Consider the following 16103-nt stretch of genomic DNA (forward strand, 5'->3'; position numbering starts at 1 on the left):
CCACGGCACACACGTCGTATGTGTGTCATGCGCCGTATATGCCGTATATGCCGCATGTGCTGGATCGGTTGATGGCTTCAGCTTCGTCGGCGGGGTGGGGTCCGGCCGCCGGCCATCAGAACAGTCCGGCCTGGCCGAAAGGCCAGCATTCGCCCCGGCGCGGCTGGCTACGCTGGAGTACATGGAGATGACCGGATCCGGATCCGTACCCGCCCTGACCGCCGCCTACGAGGTGATCCGCCAGCCGCTGGGCGAGATCCTGCCGCGCCTCTCCACACTCCTGGCCGAACTGGTCCCGCACCGCGCGGCGGCCGAACTCTCCACGCACTGCGCGCACTCACCGTTCAAGACGTACGGCGATGCGGACATCATCGGCCGGCTCTCCACCGCCGACCTGGCTCCGCTGCTCGCCACGGGCACCCCGGGCCGCCCGTGGCAGGGCACCCTCCCCCTCGCCGGCGCCGAGCGCCCCGTGCTCGCCGTGACGAGCCATGCGACACCCCGGGGCGCCGTCCTGCTGCTCGTACGGGATGCGGACGGCGACGGAGAAGGCGACCGCGGCGGGAACGAGGGCGCGCTGCCGGCGGTCGAGGAGCGTGCCGCCGCGCTCGTACAGGCTCTGTGGGACGTGGTGACCAGCCACTTCGACCGGCTCGCGGCCGAGGCCGTGCCCGGGGCGCTGGCCCGCTCGCGGACCGCCGCCGGGACACGGGCGCAGGTGATCGCGGAGCTGGGCGAGGCGTACTCGGCCGCGCTCACCGGGCTGCTGGGTGTGCTGCGCAGCCGCACCCTCGACGATGCGGCGGCCCGCGCCACCGCCACGGATCTGGCGGTCTCGGCGCTGGTGGAGCTGCGGGCGGAGGCGGAACGCGACCAGGAGATCGCCGAGGAGCCGGCCGGGCAGGCCTTCGCCCGGCTCGCCGAATCGCTCCGGCCGCTCGTGCGCTACAGCCCCGTCCGGCTGGAGCTGGGCGCGCCCGACTCCCAGCGGACGGTGGCCGCCGACGTGGCGCACACGGCGCGTGTGATCGTACGGGCCGTGCTGCTGAAGGTCCTCGAGCAGGAGACCGTGACCCGTGTCCATGTCGGCTGGCAGCTCACCGATGCCGAACTGCGCGCGACCATACGCGACGACGGGCCGGGCACCCTCACCTCCGACGGGCTGGCGACAGGCCGGGTCACCGACCGTCTCGACGTACTGAGCGGGCGGCTGGACGTCGATGCCGTACCCGGCTGGGGGACCACGGTGTCGGCGACGATCCCGCTACGGGTATCCCAGGACCCGGCCCCCGACCCGCTCATCGCGCTGGGCGAACGGGAACTGGAGGTACTGGCCCGGCTCGCGCTCGGCCATCGCAACCGGGCGATCGCCCAGGAGCTGCACATCAGCGAGTCGACGGTGAAGTTCCATGTCGCGAAGATCCTGACCAAGCTGGGTGTCGGGTCCCGCGGCGAGGCGGCGGCGCTCTTCCACGCGGTGGCGTAGGAGCGTCGCCGCAGGGACTTCCCGCGGTGGCGAGCGACCGTCGGAGGGCCGGGGCGGCAGCTCGGGTCAGGCGAGGTGCTTGCCGTTGTCCACGTGCCGGGCCCGGGGCACGCCGCTGAACCGTGCGGCCTGCCCGCCCGGCGCCGTACGCATCGTCCGCTCCGCGCCCGCACGTTGCTCGTCGGCCTGGGCCACCGGTGTCACATCGGTCCAGTAGATGTCGAGCATCGTCCGCAGCGACGTCGGCTCGCTCGCCGGCCCTATCGGCACCGTGATCTGGTCCAGGGCGCGCCACAGTTCGTAGTCGGCCTGCTCGGCGATGCCGCCGGCCCTGGCGTGCGCGGCCTGGTGCTTGTGCACGGCGAGGGCGAGGTCGCGCAGGCGGTCCCGGTGGTTCTGGGCGACCTGGTGGTTCAGGGAACGGTTGAGGTCCTTCTTCGCCTTGTTGATCTCCGACAGGGCGTTCTGCACCGTCCGGCTGAAGTTCGCCGCGCGGTGCCGCCATGCGTCGTACTCCCGCTTCGAAGCGAACCACTCCTCCTTGCCGGCCTGCCCGCGGGCGAAGCACGCCAGCCGGAACTGCTCGCGCTCTTCCCGCCGTTTGCGCAGCACCGACGAGTTGCGTTGGAAGAGCGTGTTGAGGGCGCCGCGGGTGCGGTCGATGAGGGCGGGGTCGATCAGCACCGCCCAGACGTCCGGGTCGCGCGCCGGGGGATGGGCGTGGTCGAGTACCAGTTGTTCGTAGTCGGAGTCGTCGAGCCGGGCCAGGCGCTGGGCGTCCATCAGTCGGCCTCCAAGCCGGTGGTGGGCTGCTCCTGCCATGGTGACGGCCGGGTGTGACAGTCGGGCAGGGCGCACGGAGACCGGGGCGAATGCGCCCCTGGCATGGGCCGGGCACACATCGAGGTGAACGGAGGCGGGCGGACTTCCGTATCCCTTGATAGCCGTGCCCCTGTAGGGCACCGGTCCACGATGCGAGGAGGGCTCATGACCGACCCTGGTTTCCCATCGATCCAGGCGCTGCCGGACGGCGACGCCGAGGTGTCCTTGGTGGTGCGCCTGACGTGGGAGGACGTCGCCGCGCTGGGCCAGGATGCGGCCCGCCTCGCGGCCCGGGTGAAGCGCCCGGTGACCCTGGACGAGGCCGCCAGTCACCGGCTGCGGATCCGGCCGCCGGCGCCCCAGCCCAAGACGGTGCCGCAGGAGCAGCGGGCGCAGCCGGCCGTCGCCGGGACGACCGTGTCGACGCTGCCGGCCCGCTCCCCGCAGGAACAGGCCCGGCAGGCGATCGAGAAGATCAACGGCACCGCCGTCGGGCATGAGACCGCCTAGTCCGGCCGTGCGACGGCTCAGCAGTGCTCGTCGGTGTAGCCGTCGGTGCCGGACGGCCGGACATCGCGATCGCGCAGGGTGATGGACAGGCTCTCGCCCCAGGAGCGGCAGGCGGCGGCGAAGTCCTTCTTCCGGTACTCGACGACGAAGATCCTGTTGTCGTAGGCGTCCGCGAAATCGCTGCATTCCTTGTAGCGGGTGCATTCTTCGACGACGGCGAAGTCGAAGCCGATGCACTCGCGCAGGGGCAGCAGATCGGTGGTGTTCTTCTGGGCGATGGCCAGTTTCCGCTGATGCGCGCGGCGCGCGAGGAGTTCGGCGAAGGCGGCCGCATGGCGGGCGGTGAGCTTGTTCCGGGAGCGCTCGTAGGAATCGAGGTTGTCGGGTTCCACGGCGTCATATCCGGCCTTGGCGCAGTCGTCGATCCAGGGACCGACGACGTCCATCAGCGCCTCGCGTTTGGCGGCGGTGGAGATGTCGAGCAGCGGCTCGTCCCAGTCCTGGTCGATGACGGGCTTTCCGCCCTCGTCGCGCAGCAGGAGTTCGGGGTGGCGGGCCTGCCAGCCGTCGACGGCGTCGGGCTGGGCCTGGAAGGCGTTGACGTAGCAGATGTTGTAGAGACCGGGAACGGGCTTGGCGGTGCGGTCGCGGGCGACGGCCCGTACCGTGCGGGGCGGTGAATAGGCGCCGCCGAGCTGGTAGTCGAACACGGCGTTCGCGGCCGGCGGCCGCACGGAGCCGGTGTCCTGCTGGGGGCGGGTGGCGGAGCACGCCGTGCCGAGAGCCAGGGCCAGGACACCGGCGCCGATGGCGAAGGGGCGGAGCGGGGGCATGGCCGGAGCCTACGCGTGGGGGCCGGGATTCCCGAACGGCCCATCAGCCGCTCCCCCCGAGGGCGAATCTCCGCTCGACTACTCGGCCCCTTTCCCCCTCACGCGATCGCATGGCGTCGGACGCGCAGCGGCGAGGCTCAGCGGGTCTTTTACATACGACGTTCATACTGCCACCGGACACCAAAACTTCTGATCCAGCGGAAATGACGGCTTTCATTTCCTTGAACCGGGCGGGTGGCGAGAGGACGGGAATGCCCGAGGAGTTTTCGGAACGGCGCCGGGCGACGGCTTGGCTGCGCGGCCCTGACGGACAATTAGAAGAAAGCAGTGAAGCGGACGACCTCGGGCCCGGACATCCCGCACTGCGGGACAGCCGGCTCTACCGCAGGGTGAGCGGAGTGGACCGGCACGCCAGGGAAGTGAGCAAGGCGGAACTCTCCGCCCTGGGGGACCCCATGGCCACCCTGTTCTTCCAGCGGAACACCTTCCCCATGGCCGTGGAGGAACTCCTGGACGGACTTCCCCGCGTCCCGGATCAGCCCAAGGTCTACCTCGTGAGCGAGTCCGGAACGATCCCGCCCGCCGACGCACCGCACCTGCGGCGGGACATCCGCTTCGCCCTCACCTACGCCGTACGGGGCAACGAGGCCGACCTGCTGATCAGCACCGGCGCCAACAGCGACCCCAGGACCACGTTCCTCCAGGTCGCCGCCTGGGACGAGGCGAACCAGGTCTTCAACTACTACATGCGGATCACCCCCGCCTGGGTGTGGACCGGCACCTCCTGGGACGCGCTGGCCGCCGCCTCGCGCGGCAGCGGCTGCTTCGACAGTCACGTCAACGGCAGCGTCGTGATGAAGGAACTGAAGCAACCCTGGATCAACTGGCAGTCCCAGTCCGCCGCCATCCAACTCGACGCGGACGACCCCCTGCGGGCCAACCCCCTGTACCAGCGGGTGATCGGCGCGGAGAACCTGGAATCGACGGTCCGCTCCCAGATCGACCGCTGGACGCGGGCCAGGCTGCGCGCGGTCACCGCCGGCGCCACCGTGGAGAACCCCGACCACCTCCTGCGCCAGCTGTTCACCACGACGGCCGTCAACCTCACCAGCACCGCCACCCAGAGCGCGGCCGTCGGCCGCGGCGGTGACGATCCGCTGCCGCTGCCGATGGGCTTCTGGCTGAACAACGACGCGCTGCTCGACGACCTCGGGATCGAGGTGGACGCCACCGTCCCGGCCACCACCGCCACCCTCTACGCCAACAGCCTCGACACCTTCGGCTTCCGGCTGGAGGAGAAGGCCAGCGGCTTCAGCCGGCCCGGGGACACCTTCTTCGCCTTCGTGGTGCCCGAAGCAGCCCTGGAGGACAACAGCGTCGTACGGGCCATGTGCGAACAGGGACTGATCTCACCGAAGTTCGCCGCCTGCGCGCTGATGGTCGACTTCCCCAACCCCGTCTTCAGCGCCCACCGCGCACGGCTGATGCGGTACGTGCCCGCCGAGGCCACCGCCGCCGAAGGACTCGGCGACCGGATCGCCCAGCGGATCCTGGCGGCCGCCGGCCAGCTGACCGCCTACAGCCCCGAAGCCCAGTTCGCGGCGAACTGGAGCCGCCCGGAAGCCACTTGGCGCGAGGACTTCTCCCGGCGGCTCACCGACTACCTGGCGAGGGTCCGGCAACGGATCACCACACAAGAAGGCTTCGACGACTACGTCCTGCTGGCCGAGTCACGCCGCAGGCAGTTCAAGGCCATGAAGCTCCACGAATTCGAGCTGACCCTGCCCACCACCGACATCCCCGCCACCGCGCCGCCGCTGCGGATGCGCGAGGACGCCACCGTGACCGATCAGCCCTGAAGGCGCCGCCACCGCGACCGCACAGATACGAGGAGCACCACCACCATGACCACCATCAGCAGCTATGGACCCCCCGGCGGACTGACCGACCTCGGCGAATTCGGCCGCAAGGCCTGGGACGTCTTCGTCTCGGACAACATCGACGCCGCCATCCAGGGCCCCGACCCCGGCGAGGTGCTCCACGACAGCCCCCGGTCGCAGTTCTACAACCTCACCAAGACCGACACCGCCGCCGACGCCCGGACCGCCACCGTCAGCTGGACGGCCTTCCCCCGTATCCTCAAGATCAGCTCCACCTCCGACGCGCAGCGCTGGAAGAAGGCCGAGGCCAGCCGCAAGGCCCAGGACGAGTACTGCGAGTGGAGCGTCACCCGCCGCGACGGCAAGATCACCAAGGCCGCCTTCACCTGCGAGAGCCCCGAGTACTGGGACGTCCTCGCGAAGACCAGCCCGGAGACCGTGCTCCGCCTCTACCGCCGGCACATCAGCCCCGACGTGCAGGAGAGCGACCTCTTCGTCAACGGCGAGTACGACCGGGCCAACAAGTGGAACAGCACCACGACCAACGGTGCGATGCACCTCATCCAGAAGAACAACACCCTTGCCGCGGAGATCGAACTGGCCGCCGCGGGCACCATCCGCCGGGTCGTCGACGGAACGGAGCTGACCGCCGAACAGGAGCTCATCAAGTGCAGCGCCTACGGCCAGGCCGAGCGCAACAGCGACCCCCACATCGGCGCGTCGGTCAACGCGCTCGCCCGCCAGAAGGCGTCCATCAGCCTCGCCGACCCCGTAGGCCTCTACTTCGACGGCCTGTCCACCGAGGGCTGGGCCACCCCCGACGGCTCCGACCCGCAGAGCTACTGGACCTATGAGCGCGGCGAGGCGGACCACCGCGTACGCGCCGTCTACGAGGTCCCCGCCGGCAAGGACTTCACCGTCGGCGACATCACCATCAACGGCCGGCCCATCCAGTACGGCGCCCAGATCGCCGACTTCATCACCATCAAGCTCATGGCTATCGCCTGCCGCTTCGGCCAGAGCACCACCGAGCCGCAGACCGCCTGCAAACAGGACGTCGCCACCGAACTCGCCCGCCCGGAGGAGGCCTTCCTCGCCAGCGCGTTCTCCGCGTACGGATACCTCGGCACCGCACCCGGGCGGGCTCTGCGGCCCACCCGGAACGCCTGACGGCACCGCGCTCACCGCTCGATGCGGGGCCTCAACTCCGGCGCCAGGGCCATGGTCAGGGCCCGGAAGATCTTCACCTCCGGATCGGCGTCGTCCGCCCGTACGGCGAGGTAGCTGCTCTCCCAGGGGGCGTCCAGCACCGGAACGAACGCCGCCCCCGGCCACGCGTAGTAGCGGGCGAAGGACTTAAGCCCCGAGCCGGCCGCGCGACCGGTGATCACGCCGGTCAGCACCTCGTGGGGCGTCAGCGCACAGTCCGGGCTGCGGCGCTGCGCCTCATGATCGAAGTACAGGTAGTCGGTGAACGGGGCCGGTGTGTGACCCGGTACCCGGACGAACGGCAGGTCGACGATGTCCGCCACGCGCACCCCCTCCTCACGGGCGTCCGCGATCGCCGACGCCGCCGGCACCGCGACGATGCGCTGCTCCGTGGTGAGCACGTCCGCGACGACCCGCTCGTCGTCCGGTGCCGGCCGCACGAACGCGACGTCCACCCGGTGCTCGGTGAGCGCGGTGACGTGTTCGGTGAAGTTCAGCTGCCGCAGCTCGACGGGGACGCCGGGGCGGGCCCGACGGTAGGCGTTGATCGCGGCCGGTGTCAGCTCCGCCGAACCATGGCCCATGATGCCGATCCGCAGCGGGCGGGTGACCTCGTCCAGGGGCTCGCGTATGACCTCGGCGACGTCGTCCAGCGCGGCGTTCGCGGCGGCCAGCAGGGTACGCGCGTGGCCGGCCAGCCGTGCTCCGGCCCGGGTGGGGGAGACCGGGTTGCGGTGCAGCAGCCGGGTGCCGAGCTCACTCTCCAGTTGCCGCACATGCTGGGTGACCGCGGGAGGGGAGAGGAACAGCCGCGCGGCCGCCCGTTTGAAATGTCCTTCCTCGACCACCGCCAGGAAGGACGACAGCAAGCGAAGGTCCATGTCAGCCACCCTAAACGCACAGGTGGGCGGCGCCCGCACGGGCATTCACGATTCGTGAACGCGGGCCGCGCCGACGGACCGGCGGTGGTGAGACTGAGCGCCATGAGCAGCACAGTCAATCCTCCGGCGCGCCCCGAACCGTCCGCCGCCGACCGCATCGACGATCCCGCCCGCACGCCACCGCCGCGCCGCTACGGACGACGCGTCGCCTGCATGATGCTGGCCTCCGGTTGGAGCGCCAACCAGTTCTCCGCCCTGCTGGGCGCCTACCGCACCGAGGTGGGCCTGTCGCAGTCCGCGGTGACCGGCCTGTTCGCGGTGTACGTCATCGGTCTGATCCCCGGGCTGCTGACCGGCGGCCCACTGGCCGACCGGTGCGGCCGCCGCCCCGTCGCGCTCCTCGCCCTGGGGGTCAACCTGATGTCGACCTTCCTGCTCATGGCCGGCTCGGCCGCCACCTGGTGCCTGCTGCCGGGCCGCTTCCTGACCGGCCTCGGCGCGGGCGCGCTGCTGGCCGCCGGCAGCGCATGGGTCAAGGAACTGTCCTCACCTCCGTACGACCCGACCGCCTCGCCGGGCACGGCCGCCAAGCGGTCCGGGATGTTCGTCTCCGCGGGCTTCGCCTCGGGAGGGCTGATCGCCTCACTGATCGCCCAGTGGGCGCCGTACCCGATGCTCACCGCGTATCTGCCGCACCTCGCCCTCGCCGTCGGGGCGGGCGCGGCCGCATGGGGCGCGCCGGAGTCCCGGCCGGCGCGGCCCCGGCCGACCGGGGGAACCGGCCCCGCCCCCGCCGCACCGGAGGCCTTCCCGCGGGCGCGGTTCTGGCGGGCCGTACTGCCGGTCGCACCCTGGGTGTTCGCGGCCCCGACGATCGGTTTCGTGACCCTGCCAAGCCTGGTCGACGGCGGTATGACGGGGTGGCAGACCGTCTACGCCGGCGTCGCCACCGCCGTCGTCCCCGGTGCGGGGCTGGTCGTCCAGCCACTGGCCCGGCACCTCGCCACCCGGCACCGGCTGGCCAACGGGGTCGCCGGCCTCCTGGTCATCGCGGGCGGGCTCGCCTGCGCCGCACCCGCCGCGGCCACCGAGCAGCCGTGGCTCGCCCTGGCCGCCGCCGCGATCCTCGGCGCCGGCTACGGGCTGACCCTGAGCTTCGGCCTCACCGAGGTCGCCGCCCTCGCCCCGCGGGCACACCTGGCCCGCCTGACCTCCCTGTTCTGGACGCTGGCCTACACCGGCATGTTCACTCCGTACGCCCTTGCCGCACTGTCCTCCGCCACGCTCGGGATACCGGCGCTCCTCGGGGCGGGCGCGCTGCTGGCGGTGCTGGTCTGCGCGGTGCTCGGGCTGCTGAACCGCGACGGCGGCTGAGGGCGCACTCGACGGAGACGAGGACCGTCAGCGGTCCCCGGCCGGCGCCACGTGCTTGGCGTACGCCGCGCCGAGGTCGCGTACGTCCACGGAGGCGTGCACCGCCACGGCACCCGCCGATGCGGTGTGGCGCCGCACCAGGTCCAGGACCGCCTGGCTCAGCGCCGACTTGGTCTGGGTGCTGCGCCCGGGCAGGATCGCGAACTCCACATGGATCAGGGCGTGTCCGGGCTCGTCGTGGGCGATGACGGCCTCGTCGACGCGGCGGAAACGCGTCTTGCAGCTCTCGATGGTGATGCCGTCGACCGTCTCGGCGGCCAGCTTGTGCAGTTCGCGGGCGAAGCCACGGCGATCGAAGGACTCCTGCAGTGCTTCGTCGTAGTCGACGAGTATGTGCGGCATTCTCTCGTTCTCCTTCCAACTGGTGGACACCGACAGGTGCATGTGGGGGGACACTAACGGACCGCCCAGCCCCGTCTTCTGAGTACTTCGGTGAGTGGATGGGCGACGTCCGGGGCCACCACGAGCCCGACCGAGCCGTCCGGCGACGCCGGTGCCTCCGGAAGGACCATGTCCTCCAGGTCGAGCCGGGCCTCGCCCACGTCGTCGAGCAGCCGGCCGAGTTCCTGATGCTGGCCGCCGACGGCGACCGACAGCACGGTGCGGGGATGCGCCGCGCCGCCGCCGTACGAGGGCGCGATACGGGCCCGGCCCCCGACGCCGCGCCGCAGTACGTCGGTCAGGTCGGTCAGCGCGTCGCGCTGCGGTTCCGGGTCGTCGCCGGCCAGACGGGCCAGTGCGTCGGCCGCGGTCTCCAGGTCCGTGCTGAGCTCGGCGAGCAGCGGGGCGAGCGCGGCGGCGTTGGCGGCGAGGATGTCCGCCCACAGGGCGGCGTCGCCGGCCGCGACCCGGGTGACGTCGCGTACGCCGCGGCCGGCCAGCCGCACCGCGTAGTCCTCGCCGTCCAGGAGACGGGCGGCGGTGAGGCTCGCCATCAGGTGGGGCAGGTGGGAGACGAGCGCCACGGCACGGTCGTGGTCGGGCGGATCCAGCAGCACCGGCACCGCACGGCAGAGCGAGACGAGTTCCAAGGCGCGGTTGAGCGCGTGCTCGCCGGTCTCCGGGGTGGGGGTGAGCACCCAGTGGCGGTCCTGGAAGAGATCGGCGCGGGCCGCGAGCGGGCCCGAGCGCTCCCGGCCGGCCAGCGGATGCCCGCCCACCAGGGTGGTGGTGTCGCAGCCGAGGGCCAGACATTCGGCGTGCACCAGGGACTTCACGCTCGCCACGTCCGTGTACACCCGGGCCAGGTCGGCCTTCTGCTGGTCCGCGACGGTCCGGGCGATCAGCGACGGCGGCACGGCGATGACGGCGATGTCCACCGGCGCCGACGGCGGCTCGGGTGTGCCCGCTCCGCGTGCGGCGGCGAGGCGCACGCTGTCGGGATCGTGGTCGATCAGATGGGTGGTCACTCCCCGGCCCGTCAGTGCCAGGGCGATCGAGGTACCGATGAGACCGGTGCCGACGACTGCAGCGGTATGCAAGGAAAGGCTCCTCGGCCATCAGGGGGTGGGCGGCGGACCCGTGCGGGCCCGGCAGGTGCGGGTCCGCACGGGTCCGGCAGGGGGCTACCGGTCGGCCGACGCCTGCGCTGCCGGCTCCGGCTCAGCGGCGACCGGCCGGCGGGCCAGCCGCCGCAGCAGCGCGGGGTCGGCCAGCATCACGGCGTTGCCGATCAGGATCAGTACGACGCCCGCCAGGTCCCGCGCCGTCCACTGGAAGGCCTCGAACACCGTGGAGAGCAGCAGCGCCACGACCGGGAAGAGCACCATCGCGTAGGCGGCGCGCTCACCCCCGATCCTGCCGAGCAGGGTGAGATACGCGCCGAAGCCGACGACCGAGCCGAAGACGGTGAGGTAGAGAAGCGACCCGGTGTACTTCAACGTGGGCTGGAACAGCGCCCCGTGGCCGAAGACCGCGGCGAACGGCGCCATCAGCAGCGCTCCATAGGCCATGGCGTAACCGGTGCCCTGGACCACCGGAACACCCGCGGCCTGGGTCCTGCCGGACACCACATTGCCCAGGCAGAAGACCAGGGTCCCGACGGCCGAGAGCACGATGCCCTGTCCCGAGCCGGAGGAGTGCCCGAAGTTCTGGAACTCCGGCCAGAACACGGTGACGATCCCCAGCAGCCCGACACCCCCGCCGACCAGCATCTTCGTGGTGATCGTCCGCCGGAAGAACAGGCGGGCGAAGACCATGTTCACCAGCAGCGACATCGCGAAGACGATCGAGACCAGGCCGGTGGCCAGATGCTGCTCGGCGAAGTAGAAGCAGACGAAGTTGGTGGAGAACATCAGCCCGCCCATCAGGACGAACTGACCGTGCACCCGCAGGGGATAGCGCAGCGGCAGTCCGCGCACACGGGCCCACGCCAGCAGGATCACGGCGGCCAGCGCGAACCGGTACGCGATCGACGCCGTGGGGTGCACATCGCCCAGCTGGCCCTTGATCGCCAGCCAGGTCGAGCCCCAGATCAGCACCGTCACGACATACAGAACGGCGTTCACAGGCAGCTCCGTTCGAGCAGCCCCACCAGCCGACGGGCACCCTCGGCGACCTGCTCCGGCGTCAGATAGCTCAGGGAGAGACGTATCTGCCGGCGACCGCCGTCTCCGGCCGGGTAGAAGTAGTTCATCGGCGTCCAGATCACTCCGTGTTCGCGGGCGGACGCCTCCAGGAGAGCGTTGTCCGCCGCGACGGGGAGGGTCAGGGTGAGGAAGAACCCGCCCTCGGGCACGTTCCAGCCGATGCCGGCCGCCTCCCGCCGCTCACGTGGCAGCAGCGTGTCGAGGCTGTCGAGCAGGACCGCCAGGTTCTCCTGGTAGAAGTCGGCGGCCGGCTTGTTGGCCTCCCGCAGCCGGAAGTCGTGGGTGAGCAGCATGCCCCCGATGACCGCCTGGCTGAGCGCCGGGGTGTTCACCGTCACCATGCCCTTGATCTTGGACAGTTCGTCCGCCAGGAGGGTGTGTCCGCCGTCCGCTGCCCGGACGTGCTGGTCGGCGACCACATAGCCGACCCGGGCACCGGGGAAGCAGGTCTTGGCGAAGGAGCCCAGATAGATCACCCGCCGTCTGGTGTCCAGCGCCTTGAGCGTGGGCAGGCCGGTGCCGGTGCGGGTGAAGAAGCCGTACGGGTTGTCCTCCAGGAGCAGCAGATCCTCGTCGTCGGCCACCTGCAGGAGCCGACGGCGGGCGGCCGTGGGCAGACAGGTGCCGGTGGGGTTGGAGAAGTCCGGCACCACGTAGAACGCGCGGGGCCGCTTGCCGGCCGCGCGCAGTGCGGCGACCGTCTCGCGCAGCACGTCCGGGTCGGCGCCCCGCTCGCCCTCGGGGACGTGCACGGTCTCGATGTCCAGCAGCCGGGCCGCTCCCGTGATGCCGACATAGCAGGGGGAGGAGACCAGCAGCACGTCCGCGGGGTCGGCGAACAGCGCCCGCAGGACCAGGAACATCCCCTCCTGGCAGCCCACGGTCACCACGAGGGACCGCGGATCAGCCTCGATGCCCTCGTCGTTGTGCAGGGCGCGGGCCACCAGGTCGTGGATCTGGCCGTTGGTGCGCCCGTACTGGAAGAGCAGCGTGCGGACCTCGTCCGGGGTGCGGCCCGCCTCCTGGGCGAGGTACCGCTTGTAGGCGTCGAGGTAGTCGCCGATCCGGTCGACGTCGAAGAGCCCTTCGTACGGGCGGCCGGGGCCGAAGGAGATCGCTTCCGGGTAGCGGGAGGTGACCTCGTTGAGGAAGTTCATCACCTCCATCAGCGGGTCGCCGAGCGAGCCGTGCAGCCGTTCGGCCGACAGCACGGTGGTGGGGGAGGCGTCGGTCACCGGGGGTCCTCCCAGAGGACGGGGCAGAACTCAGGGTCGGTGTAGTCGGGGTTGCCGTGCGCGTCCGCGCGGACCAGCACATCGTTGTTGTAGACCACGCGCTCGCCGGAGGACAGCCCGAAGTGCCGCCAGTGGTTCGTCCGGTCCTGCAGATGCAGCGAGATGGCGCGGCGGGGGCGGTCGCTGACGTTGTAGCCGCTGCCGTGGTAGGTGCGGCAGTGATGGAAGCTGATGTGCCCCTTGGGGATGTCGACCGGAACCTTGCGTACTTCTGCCTGGTTGTGTGCGGCGTTCTCGGTGAGCATCTGTTCCAGTTCCGAGCGGTCGCGCTCGGCGAAGTGCCGGCTGGTGGAGTCGTCGCCGCCGATCTCCTTCCAGCGGTGGCTGCCGTCGATCATCGTGATCGTCCCCATCTCCTCGTCACAGTCGTGGAAGGGGATGAACGCGGTGAGCATCTCGTCGGAGGAGCAGGTCTGCCAGTAGTGCCGGTCGAAGTGCCAGGGCACGATGTTGCGGGCGTCGTCCGCCCGCGGCGGCTTGTGGATGAGGGTGCTGTTCCACAGCCGTATCTGGCTGCTCCGCGCGATCCGGGCCGCGACCGCCGCGATGACGGGCTTGGCCAGGACGCTGCGGATGGCGTCGTCCTCGTAGAAGATGTAGTCGTTGTGCCGGTGCACATCGCCCTGCTCGGGCTCCCAGTACGCCAGCCGCGGCGGCCGGGTGGGCAGGGTGCGGTCCCGGTGGCCGGCGTAGAAGCGGTCGGCGGCGGCGTTCAGCAGGTCGACCTCCTCGTCGGTGAGCAGCTTCTTCGACAGATACCAGCCGTGCTCCTGATAGAACTCCACCTCTTCGTCGGTGGGCAGCAGGGCCTGTTCGGCGGCGGTCAGCGGGTGCGGTGCGTTCGTCATGCCATGTCCCTGTCGTCGGTGGTGGGGTATGCGGGGTCGGGGGAGCGGTGGAGGAGGTCCGGGCCGATCGTTTCGAGGCCGGGGTGGCCGCTCAGCGCCATCGCCTCGGCCAGTTCGTCCCGGAGCGTGGTCAGGACGTGTTCGGCGCCGGCGGCGCCGCCGACCGCCAGGCCCCACAGGACCGGGCGGCCGACCAGCACCGCGCGGGCCCCGAGCGCCAGCGCCTTGAGTACGTCCGTGCCGCGGCGGATGCCGCCGTCGACGAGCACCTCGCACTCGTCCGGCACCGCCGCGACCACTTCGGGCAGGGCGTCCAACGCGGCGATGGCGCCGTCGAGTTGGCGGCCGCCGTGCGTGGACACGATCAGGCCCTCGACTCCGAGGCCGGCCGCCTGCCGGGCGTCCCGCGCGGTGAGTACGCCCTTGAGGACCAGGGGCAGGCCGGTCAGCGAGCGCAGCCAGGCCAGGTCCTGCCAGGTGAACGCGGCGTCATGGTGCCGGTCGGCGTGCGCGGCCAGCGCCGAGCCGCCGGCGCGGCCGGTGTGCAGTCCGCCGGCGTGGTCGTCGTCGAGGTTGACCGGCCGGATGTGGGACGGAAGATGGAAGCCGTTGCGCAGGTCGCGCTCCCGGCGTGCCATCCGCGGGGCGTCGACGGTGATCACCAGGGCCCGGTAGCCCGCCGCCTCCGCCCGTCGCACCAGCGACTCGGTCACCTTCCGCTCACGCAGGACGTAGAGCTGCAGCCACAGCGGGCCGGACGCGGCCCGGGCGGTCTCCTCCAGCGTCCTGCTGGCGAAGGTGCTGGTGACCGTGAGGGCGCCCACGGCACCGGCCGCGCGGACGGTGGCGGTCTCGCCCTCCGCGTCGACCAGGCGGTGGTACGCCATGGGCGCGATGCCGACGGGCAGTGCCACCGGACGGCCGAGCAGCGTGGTGCCGAGTTCGCAGGAGGAGACATCGACCAGGGTCCGGGGGCGCAGCCGGTACCGGTCGTACGCCGCGCGCTCGTCGCGCAGCGTCACCTCGTCGCCGCTGCCGCCGGCGATGTAGTCCCACACCGCCCGGTCCAGCTTGGCCCGGGCCGCCGTCGCGTAGTCCCGCGGGGACAGCGGCTCCTGCTCCGGGCCGTCGGAGGGGTGCGCGGGCGCGGCCCGGTCGGTCCGCGCGTTCACGCGCCGGCCCGCGTCGCGGCGCCGACCGGGACGGCGGCCTGCGGATCGGCCGCCCGCTCGCGCTCCTTGGCCTCGTAGAGGGCCTTGATGTTGCCGCTGCCGAAGGTGCGGGCCTCAAGCCGCTGGATCAGCTCGAAGAACACCGTCCGGCGGGCGTAGGGGGACCGGGTGAACACCTGCACCAGCTGGCCCCATTCGTCGCGGTCGGCCAGCAGGCCCAGCTCCTCCAGCACCGCCGGGTCGATGTCCACCTCGATCCCGCGCTCGGCCAGCGTGGCGTAGTAGCCGGCCGGCGCGGAGAGCAACTCCACTCCGGAGCCGCGCAGTTCGCGTGCCGCACGGACGATCTCGTCCGTGCCGTACGCGACATGCTGTACGCCCGGTCCGTCGAAGCCGTCGAGGAAGTCGTGGAGCTGCCCGCGGTCGCCGACGGGGTCGGGCTCCACCATGGTGAAGGTGATGCCCCTGGTCTCGTCCTGGACGACCTTCGAAGCCATCGCCTGGCCGCCGACGACGATGTACTCGTCGTAGGTGTGCTGCAGCCCCAGTGCCCGCCGGTAGAAGTCGACCATGGTGTCCAGCGAACCGGGGCGCAGGCACAGGGCCAGATGATCGACCGACCGCAGCAGCCCGGGGTCCGGCGCCACCTCGTCGATGACCGGCAGGTAGCGCCCGGGCAGGAAGTCACCTGACGGGTCGTCACGCTGCACGAAGGTGTGGACCAGGTCGTTGGTCGCGGCGACGGTGGCCCGGACGACCCGCCCCCCGCGGGCCTCGAACGTTTCGGGCGTCGCGACGGGGTCGGCCCCGGCGGCCACCGCCCGCTCGAAGTCGCCGACCGCGTCGGTGGACCGCAGGGCCACATCGCGTACGCCGTCGCCGTGCCTGCGGACGAAGTGCGAGGCGGCGTGGTCGGCGTGCAGGGCGGAGGTCAGCACCAGGCGGACCCCGCCGTGCGCCAGCACCAGCGAGCGGGCGCCGGCGAGCCCGGTGAGCGGGCCCGCCTCGGCCACCACCCGGAAGCCGTAGGTCGCGCAGTAGTAGTGGGATGCCTGGTTGACGTCCCCTACGAAGAACTCCACGTGGTCGATGGAATGCGCGGTCACAGTGATCCAATCTCTCGTTCGGGAGGGGGTACGGGCACG

General features: G+C 71.4%; 15 protein-coding genes. 5 read left to right on the plus strand and 10 right to left on the minus strand.

Translation table 11 applies throughout. The features are described 5' to 3' along the window. Window positions 1-181 precede the first annotated feature (181 nt). A complete protein-coding gene (locus tag AC0680_RS30125) occupies window positions 182-1486 on the plus strand; it encodes a helix-turn-helix transcriptional regulator (protein WP_478634932.1) in 1305 nt (434 codons plus the stop codon). 66 nt (window positions 1487-1552) lie between these two features. Here the strand turns inward: AC0680_RS30125 and AC0680_RS30130 are convergent, their stop codons facing one another. Next, window positions 1553-2269 (minus strand): hypothetical protein, encoded by a 717-nt coding sequence (locus AC0680_RS30130; protein ID WP_478634934.1) that lies wholly within the window; start codon window positions 2267-2269, stop codon window positions 1553-1555. Between the two features lie 204 nt (window positions 2270-2473). On the opposite strand from AC0680_RS30130, the gene AC0680_RS30135 reads away from it, so the two are divergent. Beyond that, the gene (locus AC0680_RS30135; protein WP_384430275.1) at window positions 2474-2818 is read left to right on the plus strand and encodes a hypothetical protein; all 345 of its coding nucleotides are present in this window, start codon (window positions 2474-2476) and stop codon (window positions 2816-2818) included. 17 nt (window positions 2819-2835) lie between these two features. On the opposite strand, the gene AC0680_RS30140 is transcribed toward AC0680_RS30135, so the two are convergent. After that, on the minus strand, window positions 2836-3651 hold the full coding sequence (locus AC0680_RS30140) for an endo alpha-1,4 polygalactosaminidase (protein WP_478634935.1): 816 nt from the start codon (window positions 3649-3651) through the stop codon (window positions 2836-2838). Window positions 3652-3902: 251 nt separating this feature from the next. Here AC0680_RS30140 and AC0680_RS30145 point away from each other — a divergent pair, with 251 nt between their 5' ends. Together AC0680_RS30145 and AC0680_RS30150 are read left to right on the plus strand one after the other, a co-directional pair. Further along, window positions 3903-5510 (plus strand): hypothetical protein, encoded by a 1608-nt coding sequence (locus AC0680_RS30145; RefSeq protein WP_478634937.1) that lies wholly within the window; start codon window positions 3903-3905, stop codon window positions 5508-5510. A gap of 45 nt (window positions 5511-5555) precedes the next feature. Then, complete coding sequence (locus tag AC0680_RS30150) at window positions 5556-6701, plus strand: hypothetical protein (RefSeq protein ID WP_478634939.1); 1146 nt, start codon at window positions 5556-5558, stop codon at window positions 6699-6701. Window positions 6702-6712: 11 nt separating this feature from the next. Here the strand turns inward: AC0680_RS30150 and AC0680_RS30155 are convergent, their stop codons facing one another. Next, window positions 6713-7621 carry a LysR family transcriptional regulator gene (locus AC0680_RS30155; protein WP_478634941.1) on the minus strand — a complete coding sequence of 303 codons (909 nt, stop codon included), beginning with the start codon at window positions 7619-7621 and terminating at the stop codon, window positions 6713-6715. Between the two features lie 102 nt (window positions 7622-7723). Between AC0680_RS30155 and AC0680_RS30160 the strand changes: the two genes are divergently transcribed. Further along, entirely contained in the window at window positions 7724-8995 is a 1272-nt protein-coding gene (locus AC0680_RS30160) for an MFS transporter (protein ID WP_478634942.1), read from the plus strand. Window positions 8996-9022: 27 nt separating this feature from the next. Here the strand turns inward: AC0680_RS30160 and AC0680_RS30165 are convergent, their stop codons facing one another. The 7 genes from AC0680_RS30165 to hppD form a co-directional block, all read right to left on the minus strand. After that, window positions 9023-9397 (minus strand): 5-carboxymethyl-2-hydroxymuconate Delta-isomerase, encoded by a 375-nt coding sequence (locus AC0680_RS30165; RefSeq protein WP_478634945.1) that lies wholly within the window; start codon window positions 9395-9397, stop codon window positions 9023-9025. Between the two features lie 53 nt (window positions 9398-9450). Continuing rightward, window positions 9451-10536, minus strand: a complete 1086-nt coding sequence (locus AC0680_RS30170) for a prephenate dehydrogenase (RefSeq protein ID WP_478634946.1) — start codon at window positions 10534-10536, stop codon at window positions 9451-9453. Between the two features lie 84 nt (window positions 10537-10620). Beyond that, complete coding sequence (locus AC0680_RS30175) at window positions 10621-11562, minus strand: DMT family transporter (protein WP_478634949.1); 942 nt, start codon at window positions 11560-11562, stop codon at window positions 10621-10623. After that, a complete protein-coding gene (locus AC0680_RS30180; protein ID WP_478634951.1) occupies window positions 11559-12878 on the minus strand; it encodes an aminotransferase-like domain-containing protein in 1320 nt (439 codons plus the stop codon). Before AC0680_RS30180 ends, AC0680_RS30175 begins: the two co-directional genes overlap by 4 nt. Continuing rightward, window positions 12875-13786, minus strand: coding sequence for a phytanoyl-CoA dioxygenase family protein (locus tag AC0680_RS30185; RefSeq protein WP_478634952.1), 912 nt, complete (start codon window positions 13784-13786; stop codon window positions 12875-12877). Before AC0680_RS30185 ends, AC0680_RS30180 begins: the two co-directional genes overlap by 4 nt. Continuing rightward, complete coding sequence (locus AC0680_RS30190; protein ID WP_478634955.1) at window positions 13783-14958, minus strand: alpha-hydroxy acid oxidase; 1176 nt, start codon at window positions 14956-14958, stop codon at window positions 13783-13785. Before AC0680_RS30190 ends, AC0680_RS30185 begins: the two co-directional genes overlap by 4 nt. After that, window positions 14955-16064 carry a 4-hydroxyphenylpyruvate dioxygenase gene (gene hppD / locus AC0680_RS30195; protein WP_478634957.1) on the minus strand — a complete coding sequence of 370 codons (1110 nt, stop codon included), beginning with the start codon at window positions 16062-16064 and terminating at the stop codon, window positions 14955-14957. Before hppD ends, AC0680_RS30190 begins: the two co-directional genes overlap by 4 nt. Window positions 16065-16103 lie beyond the last annotated feature (39 nt).

The sequence above is a fragment of the Streptomyces sp. NPDC043738 genome (assembly GCF_056436545.1).